A 22,444-nucleotide genomic window follows, 5' to 3' on the forward strand; every position below is an offset into this window, starting at 1 on the left:
TGACTAGACTCATTGATGACCACGACACCCTGTCTACTCATTCTGGAAGTCGCACACATGACCACTACCCTCTCCAGCCGTGAATTCAATCAGGACACCAGCGGGGCCAAGAAAGCGGCTAATGAAGGCCCGGTGTTCATTACCGACCGCGGCCGCCCGGCCCATGTGCTGCTTTGCATCGAGGATTACCTGAAGCTGACCGGCAGCGCGGCAAGCATCGCCGACATGCTGATAATGCCCACTGACATCGATATCGAATTCGAGCCTCAGCGCGCCGTGATCACGCCCCGACAGGTTGATCTGTCCTGATGTTCCTGCTCGACACCAACGTGGTTTCAGAGCTCAGGAAGCGCACTGCAGACGCCAACGTGCTGCGCTGGTCGCGAACACAGATGGCCTCCAGCCTGTTCATCTCGTCCATCACGATTCTTGAACTCGAAACAGGTATCCTGCGCATCGAACGCCGCGACCCGACACAAGGCGCAGTATTGCGAATGTGGCTCGACCAGCACGTATTGAAAGCATTCGCCGGGCGTATCCTGACAGTCGACACCCAGGTCGCAAGGCGCTGCGCGCAATTGCACGTTCCCGACCCGCGCAGCGAATGCGATGCGCTGATAGCCGCCACTGCGCTGGTACATGGCATGACCGTGGTCACACGCAACACAATGGACTTTCAGTCGTGCGGGGTCGCGTTGCTCAATCCCTGGGTCAGCCAGTTGAATGAAGAAGCGGCCGTATATTCACGTGCATCACGTTGAACGCGGATATGAACCTGCCTGACCTGTGTCGGCCGGAGCCAGGCCGCTGGACTCATCGATGACCAAGCAGATTCCAGTACACGACATCACCCCGGCATCCGAAACAGGCGGCGAATTCACCGACCTCTATGCTTCGCGCCAGAAAATCCAGACCCGCGCGTTCAAAGGCCTGTTTCGAAATGTGCGGATGCTCGGCGGCGCGCTGTTGCTGCTGATCTTTTTCGGCACGGTCTGGCTGAGTCGCAGCGGGCATCAGGCGGTCTGGTGGAACCTGCCGGAACGCAAGTTCTACATCTTCGGCGCAACGTTCTGGCCGCAGGACTTCATCCTCTTGTCCGGCATTCTGATCGTTGCAGCGTTCGGGTTGTTCTTCATCACCGTCTATGCCGGGCGGGTCTGGTGTGGCTATACCTGCCCACAGAGTGTCTGGACCTGGATCTTCATGTGGTGCGAGAAAGTGACTGAAGGCGACCGCAACCAGCGCATCAGGCTCGACCATGCCCCTATGAGTGCCGGCAAAATGCTGCGCAAATTCGCCAAGCACAGCCTGTGGCTGCTGATCGGGTTTGCCACCGGTATGACCTTCGTGGGCTATTTCTCGCCCATTCGCACGCTGTGCGTGGATCTGTTCACGGGCCAGGCGGATGGCTGGGCCTATTTCTGGGTCGGTTTCTTTACCCTGGCCACTTACCTTAATGCCGGCTGGCTGCGCGAACAGGTATGCATTTACATGTGCCCCTATGCGCGATTCCAGAGCGTGATGTTCGACAAGGACACGCTGATCATCTCCTACGACCAGAATCGTGGCGAAGCCCGAGGCCCGCGCAAGAAGGAAGCCGATCCTCAGGCACTGGGGCTGGGTGACTGCATCGACTGCACGATGTGCGTGCAGGTCTGCCCGACCGGCATCGACATTCGTGACGGCCTGCAGGTGGAGTGCATCAGCTGTGCGGCGTGCATCGATGCCTGCGATACGGTCATGGACAAGATGGATTACCCTCGCGGCCTGATTCGCTACACCACCGAGCACAACCTGTCCGGGCAACGCACCCGCACCCTGCGCCCGCGCCTGATCGGTTATGCGCTGGTCTTGCTGTTGATGATTGCGCTGCTGACGGCTGCTTTCTGGATGCGTACGCTGGTGGGCCTGGAGGTCAGCAAGGACCGCATGCTGTTCCGGGAAAACGCCGAAGGCCGGATCGAAAACGTCTACAGCCTGAAAGTGATGAACAAGGATCAGGTGGACCACACCTATGTGTTCCAAGCCAACGGTCTGCCGGACCTGAAACTGCAGGGCCGTCGGGAAATCAGCGTCCCGGCGGGTGAAATCGTCAGCCTGCCGGTGGAGCTGTCCAGCGCGCCGGAAAAACTACCGTCGCACAGCAACGAGGTAACCTTTACCCTCAAGGACATCGACAGCGATACACAGGTCGAGACCCAAAGCCGCTTTCTTGGCCCACCTATTCGTTAAGAGCCCCGTCATGCCCGCTGCGACTGCTGCAAGCCCCTGGTACCGGCACCTCTGGCCATGGATCATCATCGCCATCCTGACCGGCTCGGTGACCTTGAGCCTGTCGATGGTGTTCATCGCCGTGACCCACCCGGATCCGCTGGTCACCGATAACTATTACGAGGCCGGCAAGGGCATCAATCGCTCGTTGAATCGCGAAGTGCTCGCCCAGACCCTCAAGCTGCACGCGCGCCTGAACATGGATGAGCTGACCGGCGAAGTCGAACTGCGCCTGAGTGGCAACAGCAACCCGGAGCGTCTGGAACTCAACCTGATTTCACCCACGCGCCCTGACAGTGACCGCCGGGTGTTCCTGACCCGCAGCCCGTCCGAACCGGGCCGTTACATCGGTCAGTTGCAGGACAAGGTCAACGGTCGGCGTTTTGTGGAACTGCTGGGTGTCGAAGGCGAGCAGACCTGGCGCCTGTTCGAGGAAGAACAGATCGGCACCAATGACGTGACCCTGGGTGACGAGCCCCTGCAAGCCGCGCAACGCCGGAAAGACTGAACGTGGCCAGGCCCTCCTCCCCCGCGCCGCTGCACTGCTACCACTGCGGCCTGCCGGTTCCGGCGGGCAGCCATTTCAACGCGGTGGTGCTCGGAACAACCCGACAGCTGTGCTGCCCCGGTTGCCAGGCAGTAACCGAGGCCATCGTCGCGAGCGGTCTGGACAACTATTACCGCCATCGCAGTGAAACCTCGGCCAACCCGGAAAGCCTGCCCAGCCAATTGCTCGATGAACTGGCGCTCTACGACCGCCCCGACGTACAGGCGCCGTTCGTGCGCCACGACGGCGACCTCTCAGAGGCCACCCTGCTTGTCGAAGGCATCAGTTGCGCGGCCTGCGGCTGGCTGATCGAGCAACGCCTGGGGCGATTGCCCGCGGTGACCGAAGCGCGGCTGAATCTATCCACTCATCGCCTGCTGGTGCGCTGGAACGCCGACCAGCTTGCCCTCAGCCAATTGCTGAACGAACTGCACGCGATTGGCTATGTCGCCCATCCATGGCAGGCCGACCGCGCTACCGAGCGCATGGCGAGTGACAATCGCTTGGCGTTGCGACAACTGGGCGTCGCCGGCCTGCTGTGGTTTCAGGCAATGATGGCAACCATGGCCACCTGGCCGGAGTTCAATATCGACCTCAGCCCGCAGATGCACACCATACTGCGCTGGGTGGCGCTGTTTCTGACCACGCCGATCGTCTTCTACAGTTGCGCGCCGTTCTTTCGCGGCGCGTGGCGCGACCTGCGCAGCCGTCACCTGACAATGGATGTCTCGGTGTCGCTGGCAATAGGCGCGGCCTACGCCGCAGGGATCTGGACCGCCGTCACCGGCGCTGGCGAACTGTATTTCGATGCAGTCGGCATGTTTGCGCTGTTCCTGCTGGCAGGACGTTACCTGGAACGCCGGGCTCGCGAGCGCACGGCGGCGGCCACGGCCCAACTGGTCAACGTGCTGCCCGCCTCATGCCTGCGCCTCAGCGATGACGGCCAGAGCCAGCGCATCATGCTCAGCGAACTGCACCTGGCTGATCGGGTGCTGGTGCAGCCCGGTGCAGTGATACCGGCCGATGGCAAAATCCTCGAGGGTCACTCCAGTGTCGATGAATCGCTGTTGACCGGCGAATACCTGCCACAGATGCGCAGTGTGGGCGATGCGGTCACCGCAGGAACGCTGAATGTCGAAAGCCCGCTGACCGTTGCCGTGACGGCGTTGGGCCACGAAACCCGTCTTTCGGCCATTGTCCGACTGCTTGAACGCGCGCAGGCAGAAAAGCCCCGACTCGCGCAGATCGCTGACCGTGCAGCACAGACTTTTCTGCTGTTTTCGCTGATCGCGGCCGCGCTGATCGGGGTGATCTGGTGGCAGCTGGACGCATCGCGCGCGTTCTGGATCGTTTTGGCCATGCTCGTCGCTACCTGCCCCTGCGCACTGTCGCTGGCGACGCCGACTGCATTGACTGCGGCGACCGGCACGCTGCACACACTTGGTCTGCTGCTGACCCGGGGTCATGTGCTCGAAGGCCTCAACCAGATCGATACGGTCATCTTCGACAAGACCGGCACCCTGACCGAGGGGCGCCTGACACTGCGCGGCATTCACCCGTTGCGCGAGCTGGACGCCAATCGCTGCCTGGAACTGGCGGCAGCCCTGGAAAACCGCTCCGAGCATCCCATCGCCCGCGCCTTCGGTCGAGCGCCAACGGCTGCCGAAGAGGTGCTCAGCACACCGGGACTGGGCCTGCAAGGTCGTGTTGACGGGCATCTGCTGCGCATCGGCGAGGCGGCCTTCGTCTGTGCGCTGAGCGGTGCTGAAACACCCTTGCCAACCGAGCGTTCCGGCCAATGGCTGTTGTTGGGCGATACGCAGGGCCCACTCGCATGGTTGGTACTGGACGACCGACTGCGCGAGGATGCAGGCACTCTGTTACACGCGTGCCGGGCGCGAGGCTGGAAGACGCTGCTTTTGTCTGGTGACAGCTCGCCGATGGTTGACCGTGTCGCGCAGGCGCTGGGCATCGACGAGGCGCGTGGCGGCATGCGCCCGGACGATAAGCTGGAGGTGCTGCGCCAGCTTCAGGCTCAGGGGCGCAAGGTGCTGATGATCGGTGACGGAGTGAACGACGTACCGGTCATGGCAGCAGCCGACATCAGTGTGGCGATGGGCTCGGCCACCGACCTCGCCAAAACCAGCGCTGACGCCGTGCTGCTGTGTAACCGTTTGCCGGTGCTGATCGACGCGCTGAATCTGGCCCGGCGCACGCGTAGCGTCATTATCGAAAACCTGCTCTGGGCCGTTCTGTACAATGGCCTCATGCTGCCCTTCGCGGCGCTGGGCTGGATCACTCCGGTGTGGGCGGCGATCGGCATGTCGCTCAGTTCGCTGACTGTGGTACTCAACGCCTTGCGCCTGACCCGCCTGCCGCGTCGTGCGCCCGTTTCCCCATCTGCCCCGGAGGTTTCATGCCCGCGCTTTACATCATGATTCCTGCCGCTCTATTGCTGGTGGGCGTGGCGATCTACGTGTTCTTCTGGGCAGTGGACAGCGGTCAGTACGACGACATGGACGGTCCGGCACACAGCATATTGTTCGACGACACACCGCCTGTGGAGCATGCCCCGCCTGAGTCTCCCCAACCGGGCCCGGACGAGAAACGCGATGTTTGAACTCGCCTCGATGCTGTTCTCGGCGTTCATTCTCGGGCTGCTCGGCGGCGGCCACTGTCTGGGCATGTGTGGCGGCCTGATGGGAGCCCTGACGCTGGCCATCCCCAAGGAACAGCGCAGCCGCCGGTTTCGTCTGCTGCTGGCCTACAACCTGGGGCGCATTCTCAGCTACGTCGCAGCCGGCCTGTGTTCCGGACTGGTCGGCTGGGCTGTGGCGCAAAGTCCGCTGGCGACGGGCTTGCGCATCGTCGCCGCCGTGTTGCTGATCATGATGGGGCTGTACCTGGCCGGCTGGTGGAGCGGACTGACCTATATAGAGCGTCTCGGCCGAGGCCTGTGGCGTTATTTGCAACCCTTGGCCAGTCGCCTGTTGCCGGTGTCCAGTGTGCCGCGCGCCTTGTTGCTCGGCGCCCTGTGGGGCTGGCTGCCCTGCGGGCTGGTGTACAGCGCCCTGCTGTGGGCCGCCAGCCAGGGCAACCCTCTCGACAGTGCACTGCTGATGCTGGCCTTCGGGCTGGGCACCTGGCCCGTTCTGCTGGCCACCGGCCTGGCTGCCGAACGCACCACGGCTTTGCTGCGCAAACGTGGCGTGCGCATGGCGGGAGGCTTGCTGGTGATGGTCTTCGGTATCTGGACCTTGCCAGGCCCGCATCAGCACTGGCTGATGGGGCATTGAGGCCGGCAACTCTTGCCATTTGATCCACATCAACGCCGACCCTCGGCCTCCTGCGTATGCTCGCGATATCGCCAGCCGGACCGGGAAACGCGCGCATGCTTGACGCCATTCGTTGGGATTCAGACCTGATCCATCGCTACGATGTGGCCGGACCGCGCTATACGTCCTATCCGACAGCGGTGCAGTTTCATACCCAAGTGAGCGCCTTCGACCTGCTGCACGCGCTGCGCGAAAGCCGCAAGGCGTCACGTCCGTTATCGCTCTACGTGCATCTGCCCTTCTGCGCGAACATTTGCTACTACTGCGCCTGCAACAAAGTCATCACCAAGGATCGCGGACGCGCTCAGGCCTACCTGCAACGGCTCGAGCACGAGATACAGATGCTCGCCTGTCACTTGGCGCCCGGTCAGGTGGTGGAGCAACTGCATCTGGGCGGCGGTACGCCGACCTTTCTCAGTCACGACGAACTGCGCCGCTTGATGGCGCAGCTGCGCTTGCATTTCAACCTGCTGGACGACGACTCCGGCGACTATGGCATCGAGATCGATCCTCGCGAAGCCGACTGGTCGACGATGGGGCTGCTGCGCGAGCTGGGTTTCAACCGGGTCAGCCTGGGCGTGCAAGACCTCGACCCGACGGTGCAGCGGGCGATCAACCGCATGCAGAGCCTGGAAGAGACCCGCGCAATCGTTGAAGCGGCGCGCACGCTGCAATTTCGTTCGGTGAATATTGATCTGATCTACGGTCTGCCCACACAGAATCCGCAAACCTTCAGCCACACCGTGGACAAGGTCATCGATCTGCAGCCCGATCGGTTGTCGGTGTTCAACTATGCGCATCTGCCCGAGCGCTTCATGCCGCAGCGGCGCATCGACGTGGCAGACCTGCCGGATGCAGAAAGCAAACTGCTGATGCTGGAGCGCACCGTCGAGCAATTGGGCAACGCCGGTTATCGCTACATCGGCATGGACCATTTCGCCCTGCCCGACGACGAGTTGGCCACCGCTCAGGAAGACCTGACCCTGCAGCGCAACTTTCAGGGCTATACCACGCACGGTCACTGCGACCTCATCGGCCTGGGTGTCTCGGCCATCAGCCAGGTCGGCGAGCTGTACAGCCAGAACAGCAGCGACCTGAACGAGTACTTGAGGCTGCTGGACAGCGACCAGCCAGCAACCCGACGCGGGCTGATCTGCAACGATGACGACCGCATCAGGCGCGCGATCATTCAGCAGTTGATCTGCCACTTCACGCTGGATTTCGGCGAGATCGAAAAGACTTTTTGCATCGATTTCAGGGACTATTTCAGCGAAGCGTGGCCGCAACTGCTTGGCATGGCCAGCGACGGGCTGATTACGCTGAGCGAGACGGGCATTGAAGTCAGACCGGCAGGCCGCCTTTTGGTACGCGCAGTGTGCATGGTCTTCGATACTTACCTGACCCGGCAGAACAGACAGCAGTTCTCCCAGGTGATATGACCTGCGGCCGGGTGCTACATTTTGGCCAGAACCAGCATCCCCGCCTTGGTCTTGTCGGCGTCACTGGAGCCCAGGCTGTTCATGAGCGACGACAGATCGGCCGTGGAATTGCTCACTTGCGCCTGCAACGTGCTGAGCACGGTCTGTAGCGCCGCAGCCTTGGTCCTTCGCTCCTCGGGGCTCAGGCTGGGGTCATTCAGCGCCTTCTGGATCTGCTCCATGGTTTCCTCGATCCTGCGCTGAAGTTCGCGAATCGCCTTGAGGATCTTCTGCACGGAACCAGGCAGGCCGCTCTGTTCGATATCAGCGTTTCTGGAAGACGATGACGCAGCCGCCTTGCCTTCTGCCGACAAATTGACCTGTACGGCCTTTGTCTCGCTTGCCGACGCCTCGGTAGTGATTTGCTCGGCGTTACTGTAGGTGGTCTGCGAGGTCGCAGTCCGTATCGTAATGCTGCTGATCAACGGGAGTGTCGTGGACATGACGAGGCATCCTGGCTTGGCTGAAGGAATACGTGGTTATCGGCAGGCAACCTGTAACCTTGACGACGCCGACCGATTTGCAGGCTGGCCCCGACAAGCACGGGTGAGTTACCCTTACGGCTTATGTGTGATTTCCCACAAGGAATTAAGTGATGTCCGAGCCAGTCAAGTCGCGCGCGCAAAACCAGGCTCACTGCAAGGATTGCAGTCTCGCGCCGTTGTGCCTGCCCCTTTCGTTGAATACCGAAGACATGGACTGCCTTGACCAGATCGTCAAACGCGGCCGCCCGCTGAAGAAAGGCGAATTTCTGTTTCGTCAGGGGGACACCTTCGAGTCGGTCTATGCGGTGCGTTCCGGGGCGTTGAAAACCTTCAATATCAGTGACAGCGGTGAAGAACAGCTCACCGGTTTTCACCTGCCCAGCGAACTGGTGGGCATGTCCGGCATGGACGCCGAGGCTTACCCAGTCTCGGCCCAGGCACTGGAAACCACGTCGGTCTGCGAAATCCCTTTCGAGCGTCTGGACGAGCTTTCCGCGAAACTGCCGCAACTGCGTCGGCAGTTGATGCGCGTCATGAGCCGTGAGATCCGTGACGATCAGCAAATGATGCTGCTGCTCTCGAAAAAGACCGCCGATGAGCGTATCGCCACGTTTCTGATCAACCTGTCTGCACGCTTCCGCGCCAGAGGCTTTTCGGCCAATCAGTTCCGCCTGAGTATGTCGCGCAACGAAATCGGCAATCACCTGGGTCTGGCAGTCGAGACCGTGTCCCGTGTCTTTACCCGGTTCCAGCAAAATCAGCTGATTTCTGCCGAGGGCAAAGAGATTCACATCCTCGCCCCCATCGAGCTGTGCGCACTGGCTGGCGGGTCGATGCAAAGCTGAAACGTGCGATCTTTGGCGGGTCGGCTTAAACTGTCGGCCAAAACTGCCATGGAATCCCCTGATGACTTTCGATCAATCGAACTTCAAATCCCTCATCCGCCCGGTCGTGGACTTCCCCAAGCCGGGCGTGGTCTTCCGCGATATCACGCCCCTGTTCCAGTCGCCCAAGGCCACCCGTCAGGTGATTGACAGCTTCGTGCAGCGCTACATCGATGCCGAGTTCAGCCATATCGGCGTCATGGACGCGCGGGGTTTTCTGATCGGTTCGGTGGTCGCGTATCAATTGAACAAGCCGCTGGTGCTGTTCCGCAAACAAGGCAAACTGCCTGCCGATGTACTGTCCGAGGCGTATCAGACCGAATACGGCGAAGCGTATCTGGAAGTGCATGCCGACAGTCTGTGTGAAGGTGACTCGGTCATCATGTTCGATGACTTGATCGCGACCGGAGGCACGCTGATCGCCGCTGCCAACCTGATCCGCCGTATGGGTGCCGAAGTGTACGAGGCTGCTGCGATCATCGACCTGCCGGAACTGGGCGGCTCCCAGCGTCTTAACGACCTGAAGATCCCGACGTTCTGCCTGACCGAGTTTGCGCTGGACGAGCAGTAAGACGGGGCGCTGACCGTCGCTCCGCGTTGCACAGCGGTTCTGCGATGTCAGGTGGATCGGGGTTCGACTCAAGTCACCTTTTCGCCCCTCGGCGACCTACTTTGATGGGGCCAAAGTAGGCAAAGCCCGCAGCTCCGTTTCCGGCCCGACTTCGTCGGGTTCCTTCGCCCTGTCACTGATCCGGGGGTCGCCGCAACGGGCCATCCATGGCCCGGTGCGGCTAGCCTGGCGTCCTGCCAGGCTACCCCCGGATCAGCGCCAGGACTCAGCCGTCACTTACGTCGCACCCTGCGTCGTCTGTGCCATCGCGATAAAAAAGCATTTTAGGCAGCATTAACAGTTAAGGCATGATCTTGTGCCGCGCCGGAAATTTATGACGCCAAGCGTTACGGAGGGCATGCCAACGCGGAGTGGCTGGCACGAGAGTTACAAGATTATCGTTCCTCACTCCAGCGTGGGAATGCAGTTCTGGACGCTCTGCGTCCGACCTTGGGTGTGCAGCGCAGGCGTGCAGGGAAAAGAAACTAGCTCGCTGTATTACCGTGCAGTTTGGTCATCAGTTGCGCTTCGGCCTGGGTCAGGCCGCAGGACTGGGTCAGCTCGTCGATGCTGGCACCCATGCCGACCAGACGGGCGGCCTGGGCGAAGGATAGCGTGGAGGGATCGCGCTGCTCCAGAGCGGTGAGCTTGTCCGGCAACGGCGCAACGACGGCACGCAGCTCATGCAACGCTTCGCCCATGCGCACCGTACCGTTCTGGTAGTTGTCCAGACGCCTGGCCAACTCCTTGATCCGCTGATCCCGCAAGGCAGCCGCCTCATCACGCTCGGCGTCGAGCTTGCGCTGACGCCTGGTATGGGCCAGGAACATAAACAGGGTCACTACCCAGAGAATGCCCAGAAAGACGACAGCTACCTCAAAGATCAATCAGATGTTCTCCAGATCGGACCACTCTTCTTCGGACATCATTTTGTCCAGTTCAACCAGAATCAACAGTTCGCCGTTCTTGTTGCAAACGCCCTGAATGAACTTGGCCGATTCGTCGTTACCGACGTTAGGCGCAGTTTCAACTTCTGACTGACGCAAGTAAACCACTTCCGCAACGCTGTCGACCAGAATACCGACCACTTGCTTGTCAGCTTCGATGATCACGATACGCGTGTTGTCGCTGACTTCAACCGGGTCCAGGCCAAAACGCTGACGGGTGTCGATCACGGTCACGACGTTACCGCGCAGGTTGATGATGCCCAGCACATAACTTGGCGCACCCGGCACCGGGGCGATTTCAGTGTAGCGCAGCACTTCCTGCACCTGCATTACGTTGATGCCGTAGGACTCGTTGTCCAGGCGGAACGTAACCCATTGCAGAATAGGATCTTCGGAACCTTGTGCAGACGACTTATTCATAACCCCAACCCCTCACGTGTGTTCTTTGCAGGTGACGCCACTGGCATCGACCCATGATTATTTCGACTTGTTCAACTGCTTGACCGCACCACTGGCTATCAGCTCGGCCAACTCTGCTACATCCAGCAACGCGCACATATGCTCGATGACCGTACCCGCCAGCCATGGACGATGACCTCGCTGCGCGCGCCATTTGATCTCGTTCGGATCAAGACGCAACGAACGGCTGACCTGATGCACCGCCAGCCCCCACTCGTATCCCTGCACCGAAATCACATACTGCAATCCCTGGCGAAAATCGTCGCGGTAGCGATCAGGCATGATCCAGCGCGCGGTATCCAACACTTTCAGGTTGCCTGCCTGACACGGCAGGATCCCGAGAAACCAGTCCGGCTGACCGAACAGCGGCGTTAGCTCCTGCCCTGCCAGCGGATAAATCGACCCCAGGCACACCAGCGGCACCGCCAGTGTCAGACCGGCCACATCGAACAACAGGCATTCGAACGGCTCGGCAGCCCATGCCGGACGACCATCACTGGTCGGCGGTGGTGTAGGGGTACGCTGGGCTGCCAGCGTGCTCAACTCGGCGACCGGTTCCACCAGCGCAACGGTTGGCACTGCCTCTTCAACCTGAGCCTCTTCAACCTGCACCGCTTCGGCAACGATCACCGGAGCGACTTCAACCACTGGCGCAGGCGCCAGGACCTGCACCTCGACAGCCACCGGAGCCGGCGCGGCAACCGCGACCGCCAGCGGCTTGATCTGCGCCTGCATCCGCGCATCAAAGGCCTGCTCTTCGAGCACAGCCGCCTGAAATTCATCGATGCTGCTGACGGGCTCTTCGAGCACTTCAGTCGCGTCGTACAGCAGTGCGTCCAGGTAGGACTGCAAAGCCAGTTTGGGTCGTGTTGCTACTTCTACAGGGCGGTTCATACCGGGGCCCAACGAAAAATGGAGCATGTGCAGCCTGATACAGTTATCGGCCGCATTGAGGCATCACTTGAGCAAACAATGCAGAAAGAGTAGACGTTCACGTCAGGCCACCTGCGCATTGAGCTGCTCGGCGAGCATATGCTTGAGCAATGCCCGGTAAGCGATCACACCACGACTCTTGCTGTCGTTCTGCGACGGCGTAAGCCCCAGACGGCTGGCATCGCGCAGTCGTGTATCGACCGGCACGTAGGCTTGCCAGACATGCTCGGGGAAGCTGTCGCGCAACAGTTTCAAGGTGCCCATCGATGCCTGGGTACGGCGGTCGAACAAGGTCGGCACGATGGTGTAAGGCAACGGCACCTTGCGCGAACGATTGATCATGGTCAGCGTATTGACCATGCGCTCCAGACCTTTCACGGCCAGAAACTCGGTCTGCACCGGAATCGCCAGTTGCTGGCTGGCCGCCAGTGCATTGACCATGAGAACGCCCAGCAGCGGCGGACTGTCGATCAACGCATAGTCAAAATCCTGCCACAACTGAGCCAGGCTTTTCGCGACAACCAGACCCAGGCCGCTCTGGCCGGGTGACTGGCGCTCCAGCGTGGCAAGCGCGGTGCTGGAGGGGATCAACGAGATGCGTTTATCGCTGGTAGGCAGCAACAACTGGCCGGGAAGACCGTCCGGCACAGCACCTTTATGCAGAAACAGATCGAAAGCGCTGTGTTCCAGCTCGTCCGGGTTATGCCCGAAATAACTGGTCATGGAGCCGTGAGGGTCCAGATCGACCACAACCACGCGCTTACCTGAGTCGGCCAGCAAACCGGCCAGGGCAATGGTCGTGGTGGTCTTTCCGACTCCACCTTTCTGGTTGGCTACTGCCCAGACTCTCATTAATTGTTTTCCTTGCGTACAGCGACGACCATACCGATACGATGTTTAGGGGGCGGGTGACGGAGAATTGACGGCGTTCGCGCGTACCGGCGGCTTTGCTGGCACCGGTGCAGTTTGTGTGCCAGCACGCCGCAATGCAGCATCAGGCTGCACATTGGCCGATCCAGCGCTGGTCAGACTGCGGCGAACGTCCAGATTGCGCGAGATAACCAGCACTACACGGCGGTTCTTGGCGCGTCCGGCCGTGCTGGTGTTGGGAACGATCGGCTGAAATTCACCGTAGCCCACCGAAGCGAGTCGCGCCGGATTGACGCCGTCCATGGCCAACATGCGCACAATGCTGGCAGAACGCGCCGAAGACAGCTCCCAGTTGGTCGGGAATTGTGCAGTGCTGATCGGCTGGTCGTCGGTAAAGCCCTCCACATGGATCGGGTTGTCGAAGCGTTTGACGATTCCGGCGACCTTTTCGATGATGGTGAACGCCTTGTCGCTGGGCATCGCATCGCCGCTGCCGAAAAGCATGCTGGAGTTGAGCTCGATCTCGATCCACAGTTCGTTGCCACGCACCGTCATCTGATCGGACTTGATCAGGTCACCGAACGCATCGCGCACGTCCTGGGCAATGGTCTGCAACGGGTCATCGGACGCCTGACCTATACCGGCGTCAGTCTGCTCGCTGTCCTTGACCAGGGGCTCGGCAGGCTTGACCGAGACCGGGCGCTGCTCACCGATGGGGATCGGCTTCATGGTGCGTTCAGTGTCGTTGAATACGCCGACCAATGCCTGGGACAGGATCTTGTACTTGCCTTCGTTGACCGAGGAAATCGAGTACATCACCACGAAAAACGCGAACAGCAAGGTAATGAAGTCGGCATACGACACCAGCCAGCGTTCGTGATTTTCATGTTCTTCGACCTGACGACGGCGAGCCATGCGTTGTTACTCCATGAAGCCTTGCAGCTTGAGTTCGATGGAGCGCGGGTTTTCACCCTCGGCGATGGACAACAGACCTTCAAGCAACATTTCGCGGTAGCGCGCCTGACGGTGGGCAATGGCCTTGAGTTTGTTCGCCACTGGCAAAAGGATCAGGTTGGCCATGGCCACGCCGTAGATGGTGGCGACGAAGGCCACCGCAATACCACTGCCCAGCTGGCTGGGATCAGCCAGATTGCCCATGACATGGATCAGGCCCATGACTGCGCCGATGATACCCACGGTCGGCGCGTAGCCGCCCATGCTTTCGAATACTTTCGCAGCCTGAATATCGCGGGTTTCCTGCGTGATGAAATCCACTTCAAGAATGCTGCGAATCGCGGCGGGTTCTGCACCGTCGACCAACAGTTGCAGGCCCTTGCGCGAATAACCGTCGGGCTCGGAATCAGCTACGGTTTCCAGACCCAGCAAGCCCTCTTTGCGAGCGGTCATGCTCCAGCCGATCACTCGATCGACACCGCCAGGCAGATCGATACGTGGCGGAAAAATGATCCAGTGGATGATTTTCATGGCACGCATGAACGCGTTCATCGGCGACTGCAGCAGCGAAGCACCGAGTGTACCGCCCAACACGATCAGCGCCGCCGGACCATTGAGCAAGGCACCGAGGTGCCCGCCTTCGAGAAAATTACCACCAATGATTGCGACAAACGCCAGGATCAGACCGATAAGGCTCAGTACATCCATCAGAGACAGGCCTCTACCAGGTGCCGACCGATGTCGTCCAGACTGTAGATCGCATCCGCGAGTTCAGCCTTGACGATGGCCATCGGCATGCCATAAATCACGCAGCTCGCTTCATCCTGAGCCCACACGGTACTGCCAGCCTGCTTGAGCAAACGCGCGCCCTCGCGGCCGTCGGCGCCCATACCGGTCAAGACCACCGAAAGCACTTTATCGCCGTAGGACTTGGCGGCAGAACCGAAGGTGATGTCGACGCAGGGCTTGTAATTGAGGCGCTCGTCGCCCGGCAGAATCTTCACCGTGCCGCGTCCGTCAACCATCATCTGCTTGCCACCCGGTGCCAGCAGCGCCAGACCAGGACGCAGCACGTCGCCGTCTTCCGCTTCCTTGACGCTGATCTTGCACAGCTTGTCGAGACGTTCGGCAAACGCCTTGGTAAACGCCGCAGGCATGTGCTGAATCAGCACCAGTGGTGCCGGAAAGTTGGCTGGCAGTTGGGTCAGTACGCGTTGCAGTGCGACCGGGCCGCCCGTTGACGTGCCGATGGCCACCAGTTTGTAGGCCTTGCGCTTGGCCGTGCCTGACGTCGTCGGGTGCGCCGGCGCATGATGGGCCGGGGCGGCCGAAGCGGCAGCGGGTGTTGCCGTGCGTGACGGCACCGCCCTGGCGGGTGCCGGGGCTGGCGCAGAAGCGCGGCTGGTCAACGTCGACGGAGCCGGTGCTGCCGGAGTTGCACTGGCTGAACCGAACCCGCTGGAACGACGATTGCTGCGTGAGATGCTGTTGATTTTCTCGCACAGCAGTTGCTTGACCTTCTGCGGGTTGCGCGAGATATCTTCGAAATTCTTGGGCAGAAAATCCACCGCACCGGCGTCAAGAGCATCCAGCGTCACGCGCGCACCTTCGTGCGTCAGCGACGAGAACATCAATACCGGGGTGGGGATACGCTGCATGATATGGCGAACTGCCGTAATGCCATCCATCATCGGCATTTCGTAGTCCATGGTGATGACATCCGGCTTGAGCGCCAGCGCCTGCTCAATCGCTTCCTTGCCGTTGGTGGCGGTGCCGACCACTACAATGTTGGGGTCCGAAGAAAGAATTTCCGTAACGCGGCGGCGGAAAAAACCGGAATCATCCACCACCAGGACCTTGACTGCCATAAACACTCCAATAGGTGCCGCAGGCAGCCAGGCTGCCCGCGACCCCGGGTTCAGATACGCCGTGCGGCGTAACGCTTGAGCATGCTGGGTACATCGAGAATCAAGGCGATGCGACCGTCACCGGTGATGGTGGCGCCCGACATACCCGGCGTACCTTGCAGCATCTTGCCCAGCGGTTTGATGACCACTTCTTCCTGACCGACCAGTTGATCGACGACAAAGCCGATGCGCTGAGTGCCGACCGTGAGGATTACCACGTGCCCTTCGCGCTGCTCCTCGTGAGCCGCCGAACTGACCAGCCAGCGCTTGAGGTAGAACAGCGGCAAGGCCTTGTCACGTACGATCACCACTTCCTGGCCATCAACCACGTTGGTAGTCGACAGGTTCAGGTGGAAGATTTCGTTGACGTTGACCAGCGGGAAAGCGAAAGCCTGGTTGCCCAGCATCACCATCAGGGTCGGCATGATCGCCAAGGTCAACGGCACCTTGATGACGATCTTCGAACCCTGGCCCTTGGTCGAGTAGATGTTGATCGAGCCGTTGAGCTGGGAGATCTTGGTCTTGACCACGTCCATGCCCACACCGCGACCCGACACATCGGAAATCTCGGTCTTGGTCGAGAAGCCCGGCGCGAAGATCAGGTTGTAGCAATCGGTGTCACTCAACCGATCGGCTGCATCCTTGTCCATGACGCCGCGCTTCACTGCAATGGAGCGCAGTACGTTAGGGTCCATGCCTTTGCCGTCATCGGAAATCGACAGCAGGATATGGTCGCCTTCCTGCTCTGCCGAAAGGATCACACGACCGCCGCGGGACTTGCCCGTGGCTTCGCGCTCTTCCGGCGTTTCGATACCGTGGTCGACTGCGTTACGCACCAAGTGGACCAGTGGATCGGCAAGCGCCTCTACGAGGTTCTTGTCAAGGTCGGTCTCTTCACCGACCAGTTCCAGGTTGATCTCTTTCTTGAGCTGGCGAGCCAGGTCACGGACCAGACGCGGGAAGCGGCCGAAGACTTTCTTGATCGGCTGCATGCGGGTTTTCATCACCGCAGTCTGCAGATCGGCAGTCACCACATCCAGGTTGGAAACTGCCTTGGACATGGCTTCATCGCCGTTGTTGAGACCCAGGCGCACCAGACGGTTACGCACCAGTACCAGCTCGCCGACCATGTTCATGATCTCGTCCAGTCGGGCGGTATCGACACGAACCGTGGTTTCGGCTTCTGTCGCCACCGGCTTTTCGCCGGTAGGCGCAGGAGTGCGCGCAGGGGCTGGAGCCGCCGCGGGTTTGGCCGGCTCGGCTTTAGCAGCAGGTGCTGGAGCAGGCTTGGCAGCAGGAGGTGGCGGAGCAGCCGCTGCGACCGGAGCAGGCGCCTTGGCAACGATCGCCTCAGGCTCGAACTTGCCCTTGCCATGCAATTCATCGAGCAGGCTTTCGAATTCGTGATCGGTGATTTCGTCCGAAGCAGCAGCGGGTGCCTTGGCAGCAACGGCTACGGGTGCAGCAGCTACCGGAGCCGCTACGGCGCCATCAAACGAGCCTTTGCCGTGCAGTTGATCGAGCAACGCTTCGAATTCGTCGTCGGTGATTTCATCACCGGCAGGCGCTGCACTGCCCTGCGCCACAGGTGCACGTGCCGGAGCAGGAGCAGCGTCAGCCGCAAACTTGCCTTTGCCATGCAACTGATCAAGCAGGGATTCGAATTCCTGATCGGTGATTTCATCACCCGCCGGCGCAGCCGCAACCGCTGCTGGCGCCGTTGCAGGCGCTGCAGATACCGGGCTTGAGCCGTGCAGCGAATCGAGCAACTCCTCGAATTCATCATCGGTAATCTCGTCGCCAGCGGCTGGCTCCGCAACCGCAGCAGCAGCCTGGACTTCAACCACCGGCTCAGGTTCAGGAGCCGCTACTTCATCGGCGGATTGTGGCTCGGCCAGACGCGCCAGCGCGGCCAGCAGTTCTGGCGTCGCCGGAGTTACGTCAGTCCGTTCACGTACCTGACCGAACATGCTGTTGACGGTGTCCAGTGCTTCCAGGACCACGTCCATCAATTCGGAATCGACGCGACGTTCACCCTTACGCAGGATGTCGAACACGTTTTCGGCGATGTGGCAGCACTCCACCAGCTCATGGAGCTGGAGGAAGCCGGCGCCCCCTTTTACAGTGTGAAAACCGCGAAAAATTGCATTGAGCAGATCAGCATCATCCGGTCGGCTTTCCAGCTCGACCAATTGCTCTGACAACTGCTCCAGAATTTCGCCGGCCTCTACCAGAAAATCCTGAAGGATTTCTTCATCGGCGCCGAAGCTCATGGGGTGCTCCCTAAAATTAACCGTCAACAGACCTTAGAAGCCGAGGCTCGATAGCAGATCGTCTACATCATCCTGTCCGGATACGACGTCTTCACGTTTATCGGCATGAATCTGCGGACCTTCACCCTGAGCGAGATGTTTTTTAGGATCTTTTTCATCGAGGATGGATTGTTCGTCATGTTCGATGCCTGCAAAGCGATCGACATGACTGGCCATGAGCACCAGTTTGAGCAGATTGCTCTCGACTTCAGTGACCAGTTGCGTCACTCGCTTGATAACCTGACCGGTAAGGTCCTGGTAATCCTGGGCGAGCAGAATGTCGTTGAGATGCGCGGAAACCTGATGGGTTTCCTTCTCGGTACGCGTCAGAAAACCATCGACCCGCTTGGCCAGCTCGCGGAACTCTTCGGCACCGATTTCGCGGCGCATGAAACGTCCCCAGTCGTCGCTCAACGCCTTGGCGTCGGAACTCAGGCCGTTCATGACCGGCGTACTCTCCTCCACCAGGTCCATGGTGCGGTTGGCCGCATTCTCGGTCAGCCTCACCACATACGACAGGCGCTCGGTAGCATCCGTGATCTGCGACACTTCCTCGGCTTGAGGCATGTGCGGATCGATGTGAAAGTTTACGATTGCACTGTGCAGCTCACGAGTCAGCTTGCCCACTTCCTGATAAAGGCCGCGGTCGCGTGTCTGGTTGAGTTCGTGAATCAGTTGCACAGCGTCACCGAAACGACCCTTTTCAAGGCTGGTGACAAGTTCCTGCGCGTGTCTCTTTAAGGTCGACTCAAAGTCGGCCATCGAATCATTGTTATCCATAGCGCCCTCGCGGCTTGCATCAGCTATTGACGCGTTCAAAGATCTTGTCGATCTTGTCTTTCAGGGCTTGGGCAGTGAATGGCTTGACTACATAGCCGTTCACCCCAGCCTGGGCAGCTTCAATGATCTGCTCACGCTTGGCTTCGGCAGTGACCATCAGCACGGGAAGGCTCTTGAGGCGTTCGTCCTTGCGGACTTCGCGCAGCAGATCGATACCGGACATGCCAGGCATGTTCCAGTCCGTCACCAGAAAGTCAAAGGCACCGCTCTGCAGCATCGGCAATGCGGTCAGACCATCATCCGCTTCCGATGTGTTGGTAAACCCCAGATCACGCAAAAGGTTCTTGATGATCCGCCGCATCGTTGAGAAGTCATCAACGATGAGGATTTTCATGTTCTTGTCCAATTCGACCTCCAAGCAGTCTTTAACGCGTTCAGCACCTGAACACGCTGTTCACTCAATACTGGCACAGCACACCTCCGGCTGTACGAAACGACGACGGGCTTGGCACAACAACAGGCAAGGACCTGAGAAACAAGCCCATCAAGGCAATGCCTGACAGGCTTCTGACGAGTCCATCCTGTTACCACGTAACGCTCTGCACAGCCGGCTTGCAACCAACATGCGGCCAAGGACCGCACATTGCCTGTCAACGCGCTCGCCACTCCCCCAAACGCCCTCGCAAACGAGCTGCGCACTGGCTGTGTAACTGACTGACCCGAGATTCGCTGACCCCAAGAACCTCTCCGATTTCCTTGAGGTTCAGCTCTTCGTCGTAGTACAGCGCCAACACCAGACGCTCGCGCTCTGGCAGATTGGCAATTGCATCGGCCAACGCAGCCTGGAAGCGCTCGTCTTCCAGGTCGCGCGACGGCTCAAGCGATCCGCTTGCGCCATCCTCGTGCAGCCCTTCATGATCGCCGTCCTGCAGCAGGTCGTCGAAACTGAAGAGGCGGCTGCCCAAGGTGTCATTCAAAATCCCGTAGTAATCATCGAGACTCAACTGGAGTTCGGCCGCAACCTCGTGATCTTTAGCGTCACGGCCGGTTTTAGCTTCAATTGACCGAATTGCGTCGCTGACCATGCGCGTATTGCGGTGTACCGAGCGTGGCGCCCAGTCACCCTTGCGCACTTCATCGAGCATCGCACCACGGATGCGAATGCCAGCATAGGTCTCGAAACTCGCACCCTTGGTGGAATCATACTTGGTGGAGACTTCAAGCAGGCCGATCATGCCAGCCTGGATCAGATCCTCGACCTGCACGCTGGCCGGCAAGCGCGCCAGCAGATGATAAGCGATACGCTTGACCAATGGCGCATAGCGCTCGATCAACTCGTACTGTGAATTACGGGAAGTCTTGCTGTACATCTGGTAGCCGCTCGCAGTCATTGCACAGGCCCTGCACTGGTCTGGTGAACGAGTCGCTCAACGAAGAACTCGAGATGACCCCGCGGATTGGCTGGCAACGGCCAGGTATCAACCTTCTGGGCAATGGCCTTGAAGGCCAGTGCACATTTGGAACGCGGGAATGCTTCGTAAACAGCGCGCTGTTTCTGTACCGCCTTGCGTACGCACTCGTCGTACGGCACGGCACCTACATACTGCAGTGCAACATCGAGAAAACGATCCGTCACTTTGGTCAGTTTGGCGAACAGGTTGCGCCCTTCCTGCGGGCTCTGTGCCATGTTGGCCAGCACCCGGAAGCGGTTCATGCCGTAATCGCGGTTGAGCAGTTTGATCAGGGCGTAGGCATCGGTGATCGACGTGGGCTCATCGCACACCACCAGCAGCACTTCCTGAGCGGCGCGCACGAAGCTGACCACCGACTCACCGATACCGGCGGCTGTGTCGATCACCAGCACATCGAGGTTGTCGCCAATCTCACTGAACGCCTGGATCAAGCCCGCATGCTGGGCGGGCGACAGATGCACCATGCTCTGGGTGCCGGAAGCGGCGGGTACGATTCGAACCCCGCCCGGCCCCTGCAACAGCACGTCGCGCAACTCACAACGCCCCTCCATGACATCGGCAAGCGTGCGTTTGGGCGTCAACCCAAGCAGCACGTCGACATTGGCCAGACCCAGATCGGCGTCCAGCAGCATGACGCGACGGCCAAGCTCGGCGAGGGCCAGTGAAAGGTTCACTGACACGTTAGTCTTACCGACGCCACCTTTGCCACCGGTCACCGCGATAACCTGTACGGGATGCATGCTGCCCATGTTATTTCTTTACCTTGTCTTGCGTAGACCGAAACCACATCGAGGGCTGCACGTTCGCAAATGAACACTGTATGGCAGACCGTTGACGCAGGGACATTCCAATAATATCCATCACTTAACCCACTCTCTTGCCAGGGGTGTGATAGAGGTCAGCAAACATATCAGCCATTGCTTCTTCGCTAGGCTCGTCCTGCATCTGCACACTCACAGCGCGGCTTACCAACTGATGACGACGCGGAGTATGCAGGTCATCAGGAATACGTGGTCCGTCCGTGAGGTAGGCCACAGGTAGTTCGTGACTGATCGCCAGGCTCAGGACTTCACCAAGGCTGGCAGTTTCATCAAGCTTGGTCAGAATGCATCCGGCCAGGCCACAACGTTTGTAACTGTGATACGCGGCTGTCAGCACCTGCTTCTGGCTGGTGGTTGCCAGTACCAGATAGTTACGCGACTTGATGCCGCGACCCGCGAGGCTTTCCAGCTGCATGCGCAGCGCAGGATCACTGGCCTGCAGGCCGGCGGTGTCAATCAGCACCACGCGCTTGCGCAGCAGCGGTTCCAGCGCCTGAACCAGAGACTGGCCAGGATCGATATGGGTGACCGGTACGTTGAGGATGCGCCCAAGGGTCTTGAGCTGCTCCTGCGCGCCGATGCGGAAACTGTCCATGCTGACCAGTGCGATATTCTGCGGGCCGTACTTCAGCACGTAACGTGCTGCCAGTTTGGCCAGGGTGGTGGTCTTGCCCATTCCGGCAGGACCGACCATTGCAATCACGCCGCCCTCTTCGAGCGGCTCGACTTCGGGTACGGCGATCATGCGGGCCAGGTGCGCCAGCAGCATGCGCCAGGCCTGACGAGGCTCGTCAATCTCCGGAATCATCGACAGCAGGTCGCGTGACAGCGGGCCGGACAGGCCGACACGTTGCAGGCGACGCCAAAGGTTGGCCTGCTGCGGACGACTGCCCTGCAGCTGGTTCCAGGCCAGCGAGCCGAGCTGGACTTCCAGCAACTCACGCAGGCCGTTCAATTCGGAGCGCATCGAGTCATAGGCGCGCTGGCCAATGGCAGGCTCGGCGGCCTGTGCCGGTGCGTACGCGAATGGACGCGGCGGCTCTTCGAGCGTCGGCTCAATGTGCGTATCGGCAGGGTTGGCCGGCTTGCCGGAAAACAGCTGCAGGTTGATCGATGCGTCGCTGTCGCTGCGGTTGTTCAATTCGGCCTGGGCGGAGACGATGCGCGACTGAGTCTTGCGCAGCTCGTCTTCCAGTTCCATGTTCGGCACACGCGGTGCCAGGGCGGACAGCTTGTAATCCAGAGCAGCAGTCAGCTCTACGCCACCGGCAATGCGCCGGTTACCGATGATGGCCGCTTCAGCGCCCAGCTCATCGCGAACCAGCTTCATGGCTTGACGCATATCGGCGGCGAAAAATCGCTTAACTTGCATGACTCAC

At 60.0% G+C, this 22,444-nt stretch carries 24 protein-coding genes; 10 read left to right on the forward strand and 14 right to left on the reverse strand.

The genetic code is table 11. The features are described from left to right. Positions 1-57: 57 nt before the first annotated feature. From JOE39_RS10880 to hemN, 8 genes are all read left to right on the forward strand, one after another. Positions 58-309, forward strand: a complete 252-nt coding sequence (locus JOE39_RS10880; protein ID WP_002554250.1) for a type II toxin-antitoxin system prevent-host-death family antitoxin — start codon at positions 58-60, stop codon at positions 307-309. After that, on the forward strand, positions 309-761 hold the full coding sequence (locus JOE39_RS10885) for a type II toxin-antitoxin system VapC family toxin (RefSeq protein WP_003391397.1): 453 nt from the start codon (positions 309-311) through the stop codon (positions 759-761). The genes JOE39_RS10880 and JOE39_RS10885 overlap by 1 nt, the downstream gene beginning before the upstream one ends. A 58-nt stretch (positions 762-819) precedes the next feature. Then, positions 820-2,232 (forward strand): cytochrome c oxidase accessory protein CcoG, encoded by a 1,413-nt coding sequence (gene ccoG, locus JOE39_RS10890; protein ID WP_046266911.1) that lies wholly within the window; start codon positions 820-822, stop codon positions 2,230-2,232. A 10-nt stretch (positions 2,233-2,242) separates the two neighbouring features. Continuing rightward, complete coding sequence (locus JOE39_RS10895; protein ID WP_003391394.1) at positions 2,243-2,779, forward strand: FixH family protein; 537 nt, start codon at positions 2,243-2,245, stop codon at positions 2,777-2,779. 2 nt (positions 2,780-2,781) lie between these two features. Beyond that, positions 2,782-5,256 (forward strand): heavy metal translocating P-type ATPase, encoded by a 2,475-nt coding sequence (locus JOE39_RS10900; protein ID WP_210077376.1) that lies wholly within the window; start codon positions 2,782-2,784, stop codon positions 5,254-5,256. Further along, positions 5,235-5,438, forward strand: a complete 204-nt coding sequence (ccoS, locus tag JOE39_RS10905) for a cbb3-type cytochrome oxidase assembly protein CcoS (protein ID WP_003391392.1) — start codon at positions 5,235-5,237, stop codon at positions 5,436-5,438. The genes JOE39_RS10900 and ccoS overlap by 22 nt, the downstream gene beginning before the upstream one ends. Beyond that, a complete protein-coding gene (locus JOE39_RS10910) occupies positions 5,431-6,114 on the forward strand; it encodes a sulfite exporter TauE/SafE family protein (RefSeq protein WP_032662653.1) in 684 nt (227 codons plus the stop codon). The genes ccoS and JOE39_RS10910 overlap by 8 nt, the downstream gene beginning before the upstream one ends. A 95-nt stretch (positions 6,115-6,209) precedes the next feature. Beyond that, a complete protein-coding gene (gene hemN, locus JOE39_RS10915; RefSeq protein ID WP_003316842.1) occupies positions 6,210-7,592 on the forward strand; it encodes an oxygen-independent coproporphyrinogen III oxidase in 1,383 nt (460 codons plus the stop codon). Positions 7,593-7,606: 14 nt separating this feature from the next. Here the strand turns inward: hemN and JOE39_RS10920 are convergent, their stop codons facing one another. Continuing rightward, positions 7,607-8,074, reverse strand: a complete 468-nt coding sequence (locus JOE39_RS10920) for a hypothetical protein (RefSeq protein WP_024662695.1) — start codon at positions 8,072-8,074, stop codon at positions 7,607-7,609. Positions 8,075-8,226: 152 nt separating this feature from the next. Between JOE39_RS10920 and fnr the strand changes: the two genes are divergently transcribed. Beyond that, on the forward strand, positions 8,227-8,961 hold the full coding sequence (gene fnr, locus JOE39_RS10925) for a fumarate/nitrate reduction transcriptional regulator Fnr (RefSeq protein WP_003316840.1): 735 nt from the start codon (positions 8,227-8,229) through the stop codon (positions 8,959-8,961). 61 nt (positions 8,962-9,022) lie between these two features. Continuing rightward, on the forward strand, positions 9,023-9,571 hold the full coding sequence (locus JOE39_RS10930) for an adenine phosphoribosyltransferase (RefSeq protein WP_003316839.1): 549 nt from the start codon (positions 9,023-9,025) through the stop codon (positions 9,569-9,571). Positions 9,572-10,095: 524 nt separating this feature from the next. On the opposite strand, the gene JOE39_RS10935 is transcribed toward JOE39_RS10930, so the two are convergent. From JOE39_RS10935 to flhF, 13 genes are all read right to left on the reverse strand, one after another. Further along, entirely contained in the window at positions 10,096-10,497 is a 402-nt protein-coding gene (locus tag JOE39_RS10935) for a DUF2802 domain-containing protein (RefSeq protein WP_003316837.1), read from the reverse strand. Beyond that, positions 10,498-10,977: a chemotaxis protein CheW gene (locus tag JOE39_RS10940; RefSeq protein WP_003343961.1), complete on the reverse strand. Its 480-nt coding sequence runs from the start codon at positions 10,975-10,977 to the stop codon at positions 10,498-10,500. Between the two features lie 57 nt (positions 10,978-11,034). Next, on the reverse strand, positions 11,035-11,937 hold the full coding sequence (locus JOE39_RS10945; RefSeq protein WP_210077373.1) for a CheW domain-containing protein: 903 nt from the start codon (positions 11,935-11,937) through the stop codon (positions 11,035-11,037). A 75-nt stretch (positions 11,938-12,012) separates the two neighbouring features. After that, the gene (locus JOE39_RS10950; RefSeq protein ID WP_003316833.1) at positions 12,013-12,801 is read right to left on the reverse strand and encodes a ParA family protein; all 789 of its coding nucleotides are present in this window, start codon (positions 12,799-12,801) and stop codon (positions 12,013-12,015) included. Between the two features lie 45 nt (positions 12,802-12,846). After that, on the reverse strand, positions 12,847-13,734 hold the full coding sequence (gene motD, locus JOE39_RS10955; RefSeq protein ID WP_003316832.1) for a flagellar motor protein MotD: 888 nt from the start codon (positions 13,732-13,734) through the stop codon (positions 12,847-12,849). Positions 13,735-13,740: 6 nt separating this feature from the next. Then, positions 13,741-14,481 (reverse strand): flagellar motor protein, encoded by a 741-nt coding sequence (locus tag JOE39_RS10960; protein ID WP_003316831.1) that lies wholly within the window; start codon positions 14,479-14,481, stop codon positions 13,741-13,743. Then, a complete protein-coding gene (locus JOE39_RS10965) occupies positions 14,481-15,641 on the reverse strand; it encodes a chemotaxis response regulator protein-glutamate methylesterase (RefSeq protein ID WP_003391381.1) in 1,161 nt (386 codons plus the stop codon). Before JOE39_RS10965 ends, JOE39_RS10960 begins: the two co-directional genes overlap by 1 nt. Positions 15,642-15,691: 50 nt before the next feature. Further along, complete coding sequence (locus JOE39_RS10970) at positions 15,692-17,953, reverse strand: chemotaxis protein CheA (RefSeq protein WP_210077371.1); 2,262 nt, start codon at positions 17,951-17,953, stop codon at positions 15,692-15,694. A gap of 33 nt (positions 17,954-17,986) precedes the next feature. Continuing rightward, positions 17,987-18,772 carry a protein phosphatase CheZ gene (locus JOE39_RS10975; RefSeq protein ID WP_003316828.1) on the reverse strand — a complete coding sequence of 262 codons (786 nt, stop codon included), beginning with the start codon at positions 18,770-18,772 and terminating at the stop codon, positions 17,987-17,989. A gap of 19 nt (positions 18,773-18,791) precedes the next feature. Next, the gene (locus JOE39_RS10980) at positions 18,792-19,166 is read right to left on the reverse strand and encodes a chemotaxis response regulator CheY (protein WP_161420660.1); all 375 of its coding nucleotides are present in this window, start codon (positions 19,164-19,166) and stop codon (positions 18,792-18,794) included. Positions 19,167-19,422: 256 nt separating this feature from the next. Then, entirely contained in the window at positions 19,423-20,163 is a 741-nt protein-coding gene (gene fliA, locus JOE39_RS10985; protein WP_003316826.1) for an RNA polymerase sigma factor FliA, read from the reverse strand. Then, positions 20,160-20,993 (reverse strand): flagellar synthesis regulator FleN, encoded by an 834-nt coding sequence (fleN, locus tag JOE39_RS10990; protein WP_003343974.1) that lies wholly within the window; start codon positions 20,991-20,993, stop codon positions 20,160-20,162. Before fleN ends, fliA begins: the two co-directional genes overlap by 4 nt. Before the next feature lie 115 nt (positions 20,994-21,108). Further along, positions 21,109-22,437 carry a flagellar biosynthesis protein FlhF gene (flhF, locus tag JOE39_RS10995; RefSeq protein ID WP_003422173.1) on the reverse strand — a complete coding sequence of 443 codons (1,329 nt, stop codon included), beginning with the start codon at positions 22,435-22,437 and terminating at the stop codon, positions 21,109-21,111. Positions 22,438-22,444 lie beyond the last annotated feature (7 nt).

This window comes from Pseudomonas sp. PvP100, assembly GCF_017833055.1.
Lineage (GTDB): Bacteria > Pseudomonadota > Gammaproteobacteria > Pseudomonadales > Pseudomonadaceae > Aquipseudomonas > Aquipseudomonas syringae.

Excerpts from the sequence above, each read along its gene's own strand:
- JOE39_RS10945 (WP_210077373.1), bottom strand. The coding sequence starts at position 11,937 with ATGCTCCATTTTTCGTTGGGCCCCGGTATGAACCGCCCTGTAGAAGTA.
- fliA (WP_003316826.1), bottom strand. The coding sequence starts at position 20,163 with ATGACTGCGAGCGGCTACCAGATGTACAGCAAGACTTCCCGTAATTCA.
- JOE39_RS10885 (WP_003391397.1), top strand. The coding sequence starts at position 309 with ATGTTCCTGCTCGACACCAACGTGGTTTCAGAGCTCAGGAAGCGCACT.
- motD (WP_003316832.1), bottom strand. The coding sequence starts at position 13,734 with ATGGCTCGCCGTCGTCAGGTCGAAGAACATGAAAATCACGAACGCTGG.
- hemN (WP_003316842.1), top strand. The coding sequence starts at position 6,210 with ATGCTTGACGCCATTCGTTGGGATTCAGACCTGATCCATCGCTACGAT.
- flhF (WP_003422173.1), bottom strand. The coding sequence starts at position 22,437 with ATGCAAGTTAAGCGATTTTTCGCCGCCGATATGCGTCAAGCCATGAAG.
- JOE39_RS10940 (WP_003343961.1), bottom strand. The coding sequence starts at position 10,977 with ATGAATAAGTCGTCTGCACAAGGTTCCGAAGATCCTATTCTGCAATGG.
- ccoG (WP_046266911.1), top strand. The coding sequence starts at position 820 with ATGACCAAGCAGATTCCAGTACACGACATCACCCCGGCATCCGAAACA.
- JOE39_RS10910 (WP_032662653.1), top strand. The coding sequence starts at position 5,431 with ATGTTTGAACTCGCCTCGATGCTGTTCTCGGCGTTCATTCTCGGGCTG.
- JOE39_RS10970 (WP_210077371.1), bottom strand. The coding sequence starts at position 17,953 with ATGAGCTTCGGCGCCGATGAAGAAATCCTTCAGGATTTTCTGGTAGAG.
- JOE39_RS10895 (WP_003391394.1), top strand. The coding sequence starts at position 2,243 with ATGCCCGCTGCGACTGCTGCAAGCCCCTGGTACCGGCACCTCTGGCCA.
- JOE39_RS10965 (WP_003391381.1), bottom strand. The coding sequence starts at position 15,641 with ATGGCAGTCAAGGTCCTGGTGGTGGATGATTCCGGTTTTTTCCGCCGC.
- JOE39_RS10960 (WP_003316831.1), bottom strand. The coding sequence starts at position 14,481 with ATGGATGTACTGAGCCTTATCGGTCTGATCCTGGCGTTTGTCGCAATC.
- JOE39_RS10975 (WP_003316828.1), bottom strand. The coding sequence starts at position 18,772 with ATGGATAACAATGATTCGATGGCCGACTTTGAGTCGACCTTAAAGAGA.
- JOE39_RS10980 (WP_161420660.1), bottom strand. The coding sequence starts at position 19,166 with ATGAAAATCCTCATCGTTGATGACTTCTCAACGATGCGGCGGATCATC.
- fnr (WP_003316840.1), top strand. The coding sequence starts at position 8,227 with ATGTCCGAGCCAGTCAAGTCGCGCGCGCAAAACCAGGCTCACTGCAAG.
- fleN (WP_003343974.1), bottom strand. The coding sequence starts at position 20,993 with ATGGGCAGCATGCATCCCGTACAGGTTATCGCGGTGACCGGTGGCAAA.
- JOE39_RS10930 (WP_003316839.1), top strand. The coding sequence starts at position 9,023 with ATGACTTTCGATCAATCGAACTTCAAATCCCTCATCCGCCCGGTCGTG.
- JOE39_RS10920 (WP_024662695.1), bottom strand. The coding sequence starts at position 8,074 with ATGTCCACGACACTCCCGTTGATCAGCAGCATTACGATACGGACTGCG.
- ccoS (WP_003391392.1), top strand. The coding sequence starts at position 5,235 with ATGCCCGCGCTTTACATCATGATTCCTGCCGCTCTATTGCTGGTGGGC.
- JOE39_RS10950 (WP_003316833.1), bottom strand. The coding sequence starts at position 12,801 with ATGAGAGTCTGGGCAGTAGCCAACCAGAAAGGTGGAGTCGGAAAGACC.
- JOE39_RS10880 (WP_002554250.1), top strand. The coding sequence starts at position 58 with ATGACCACTACCCTCTCCAGCCGTGAATTCAATCAGGACACCAGCGGG.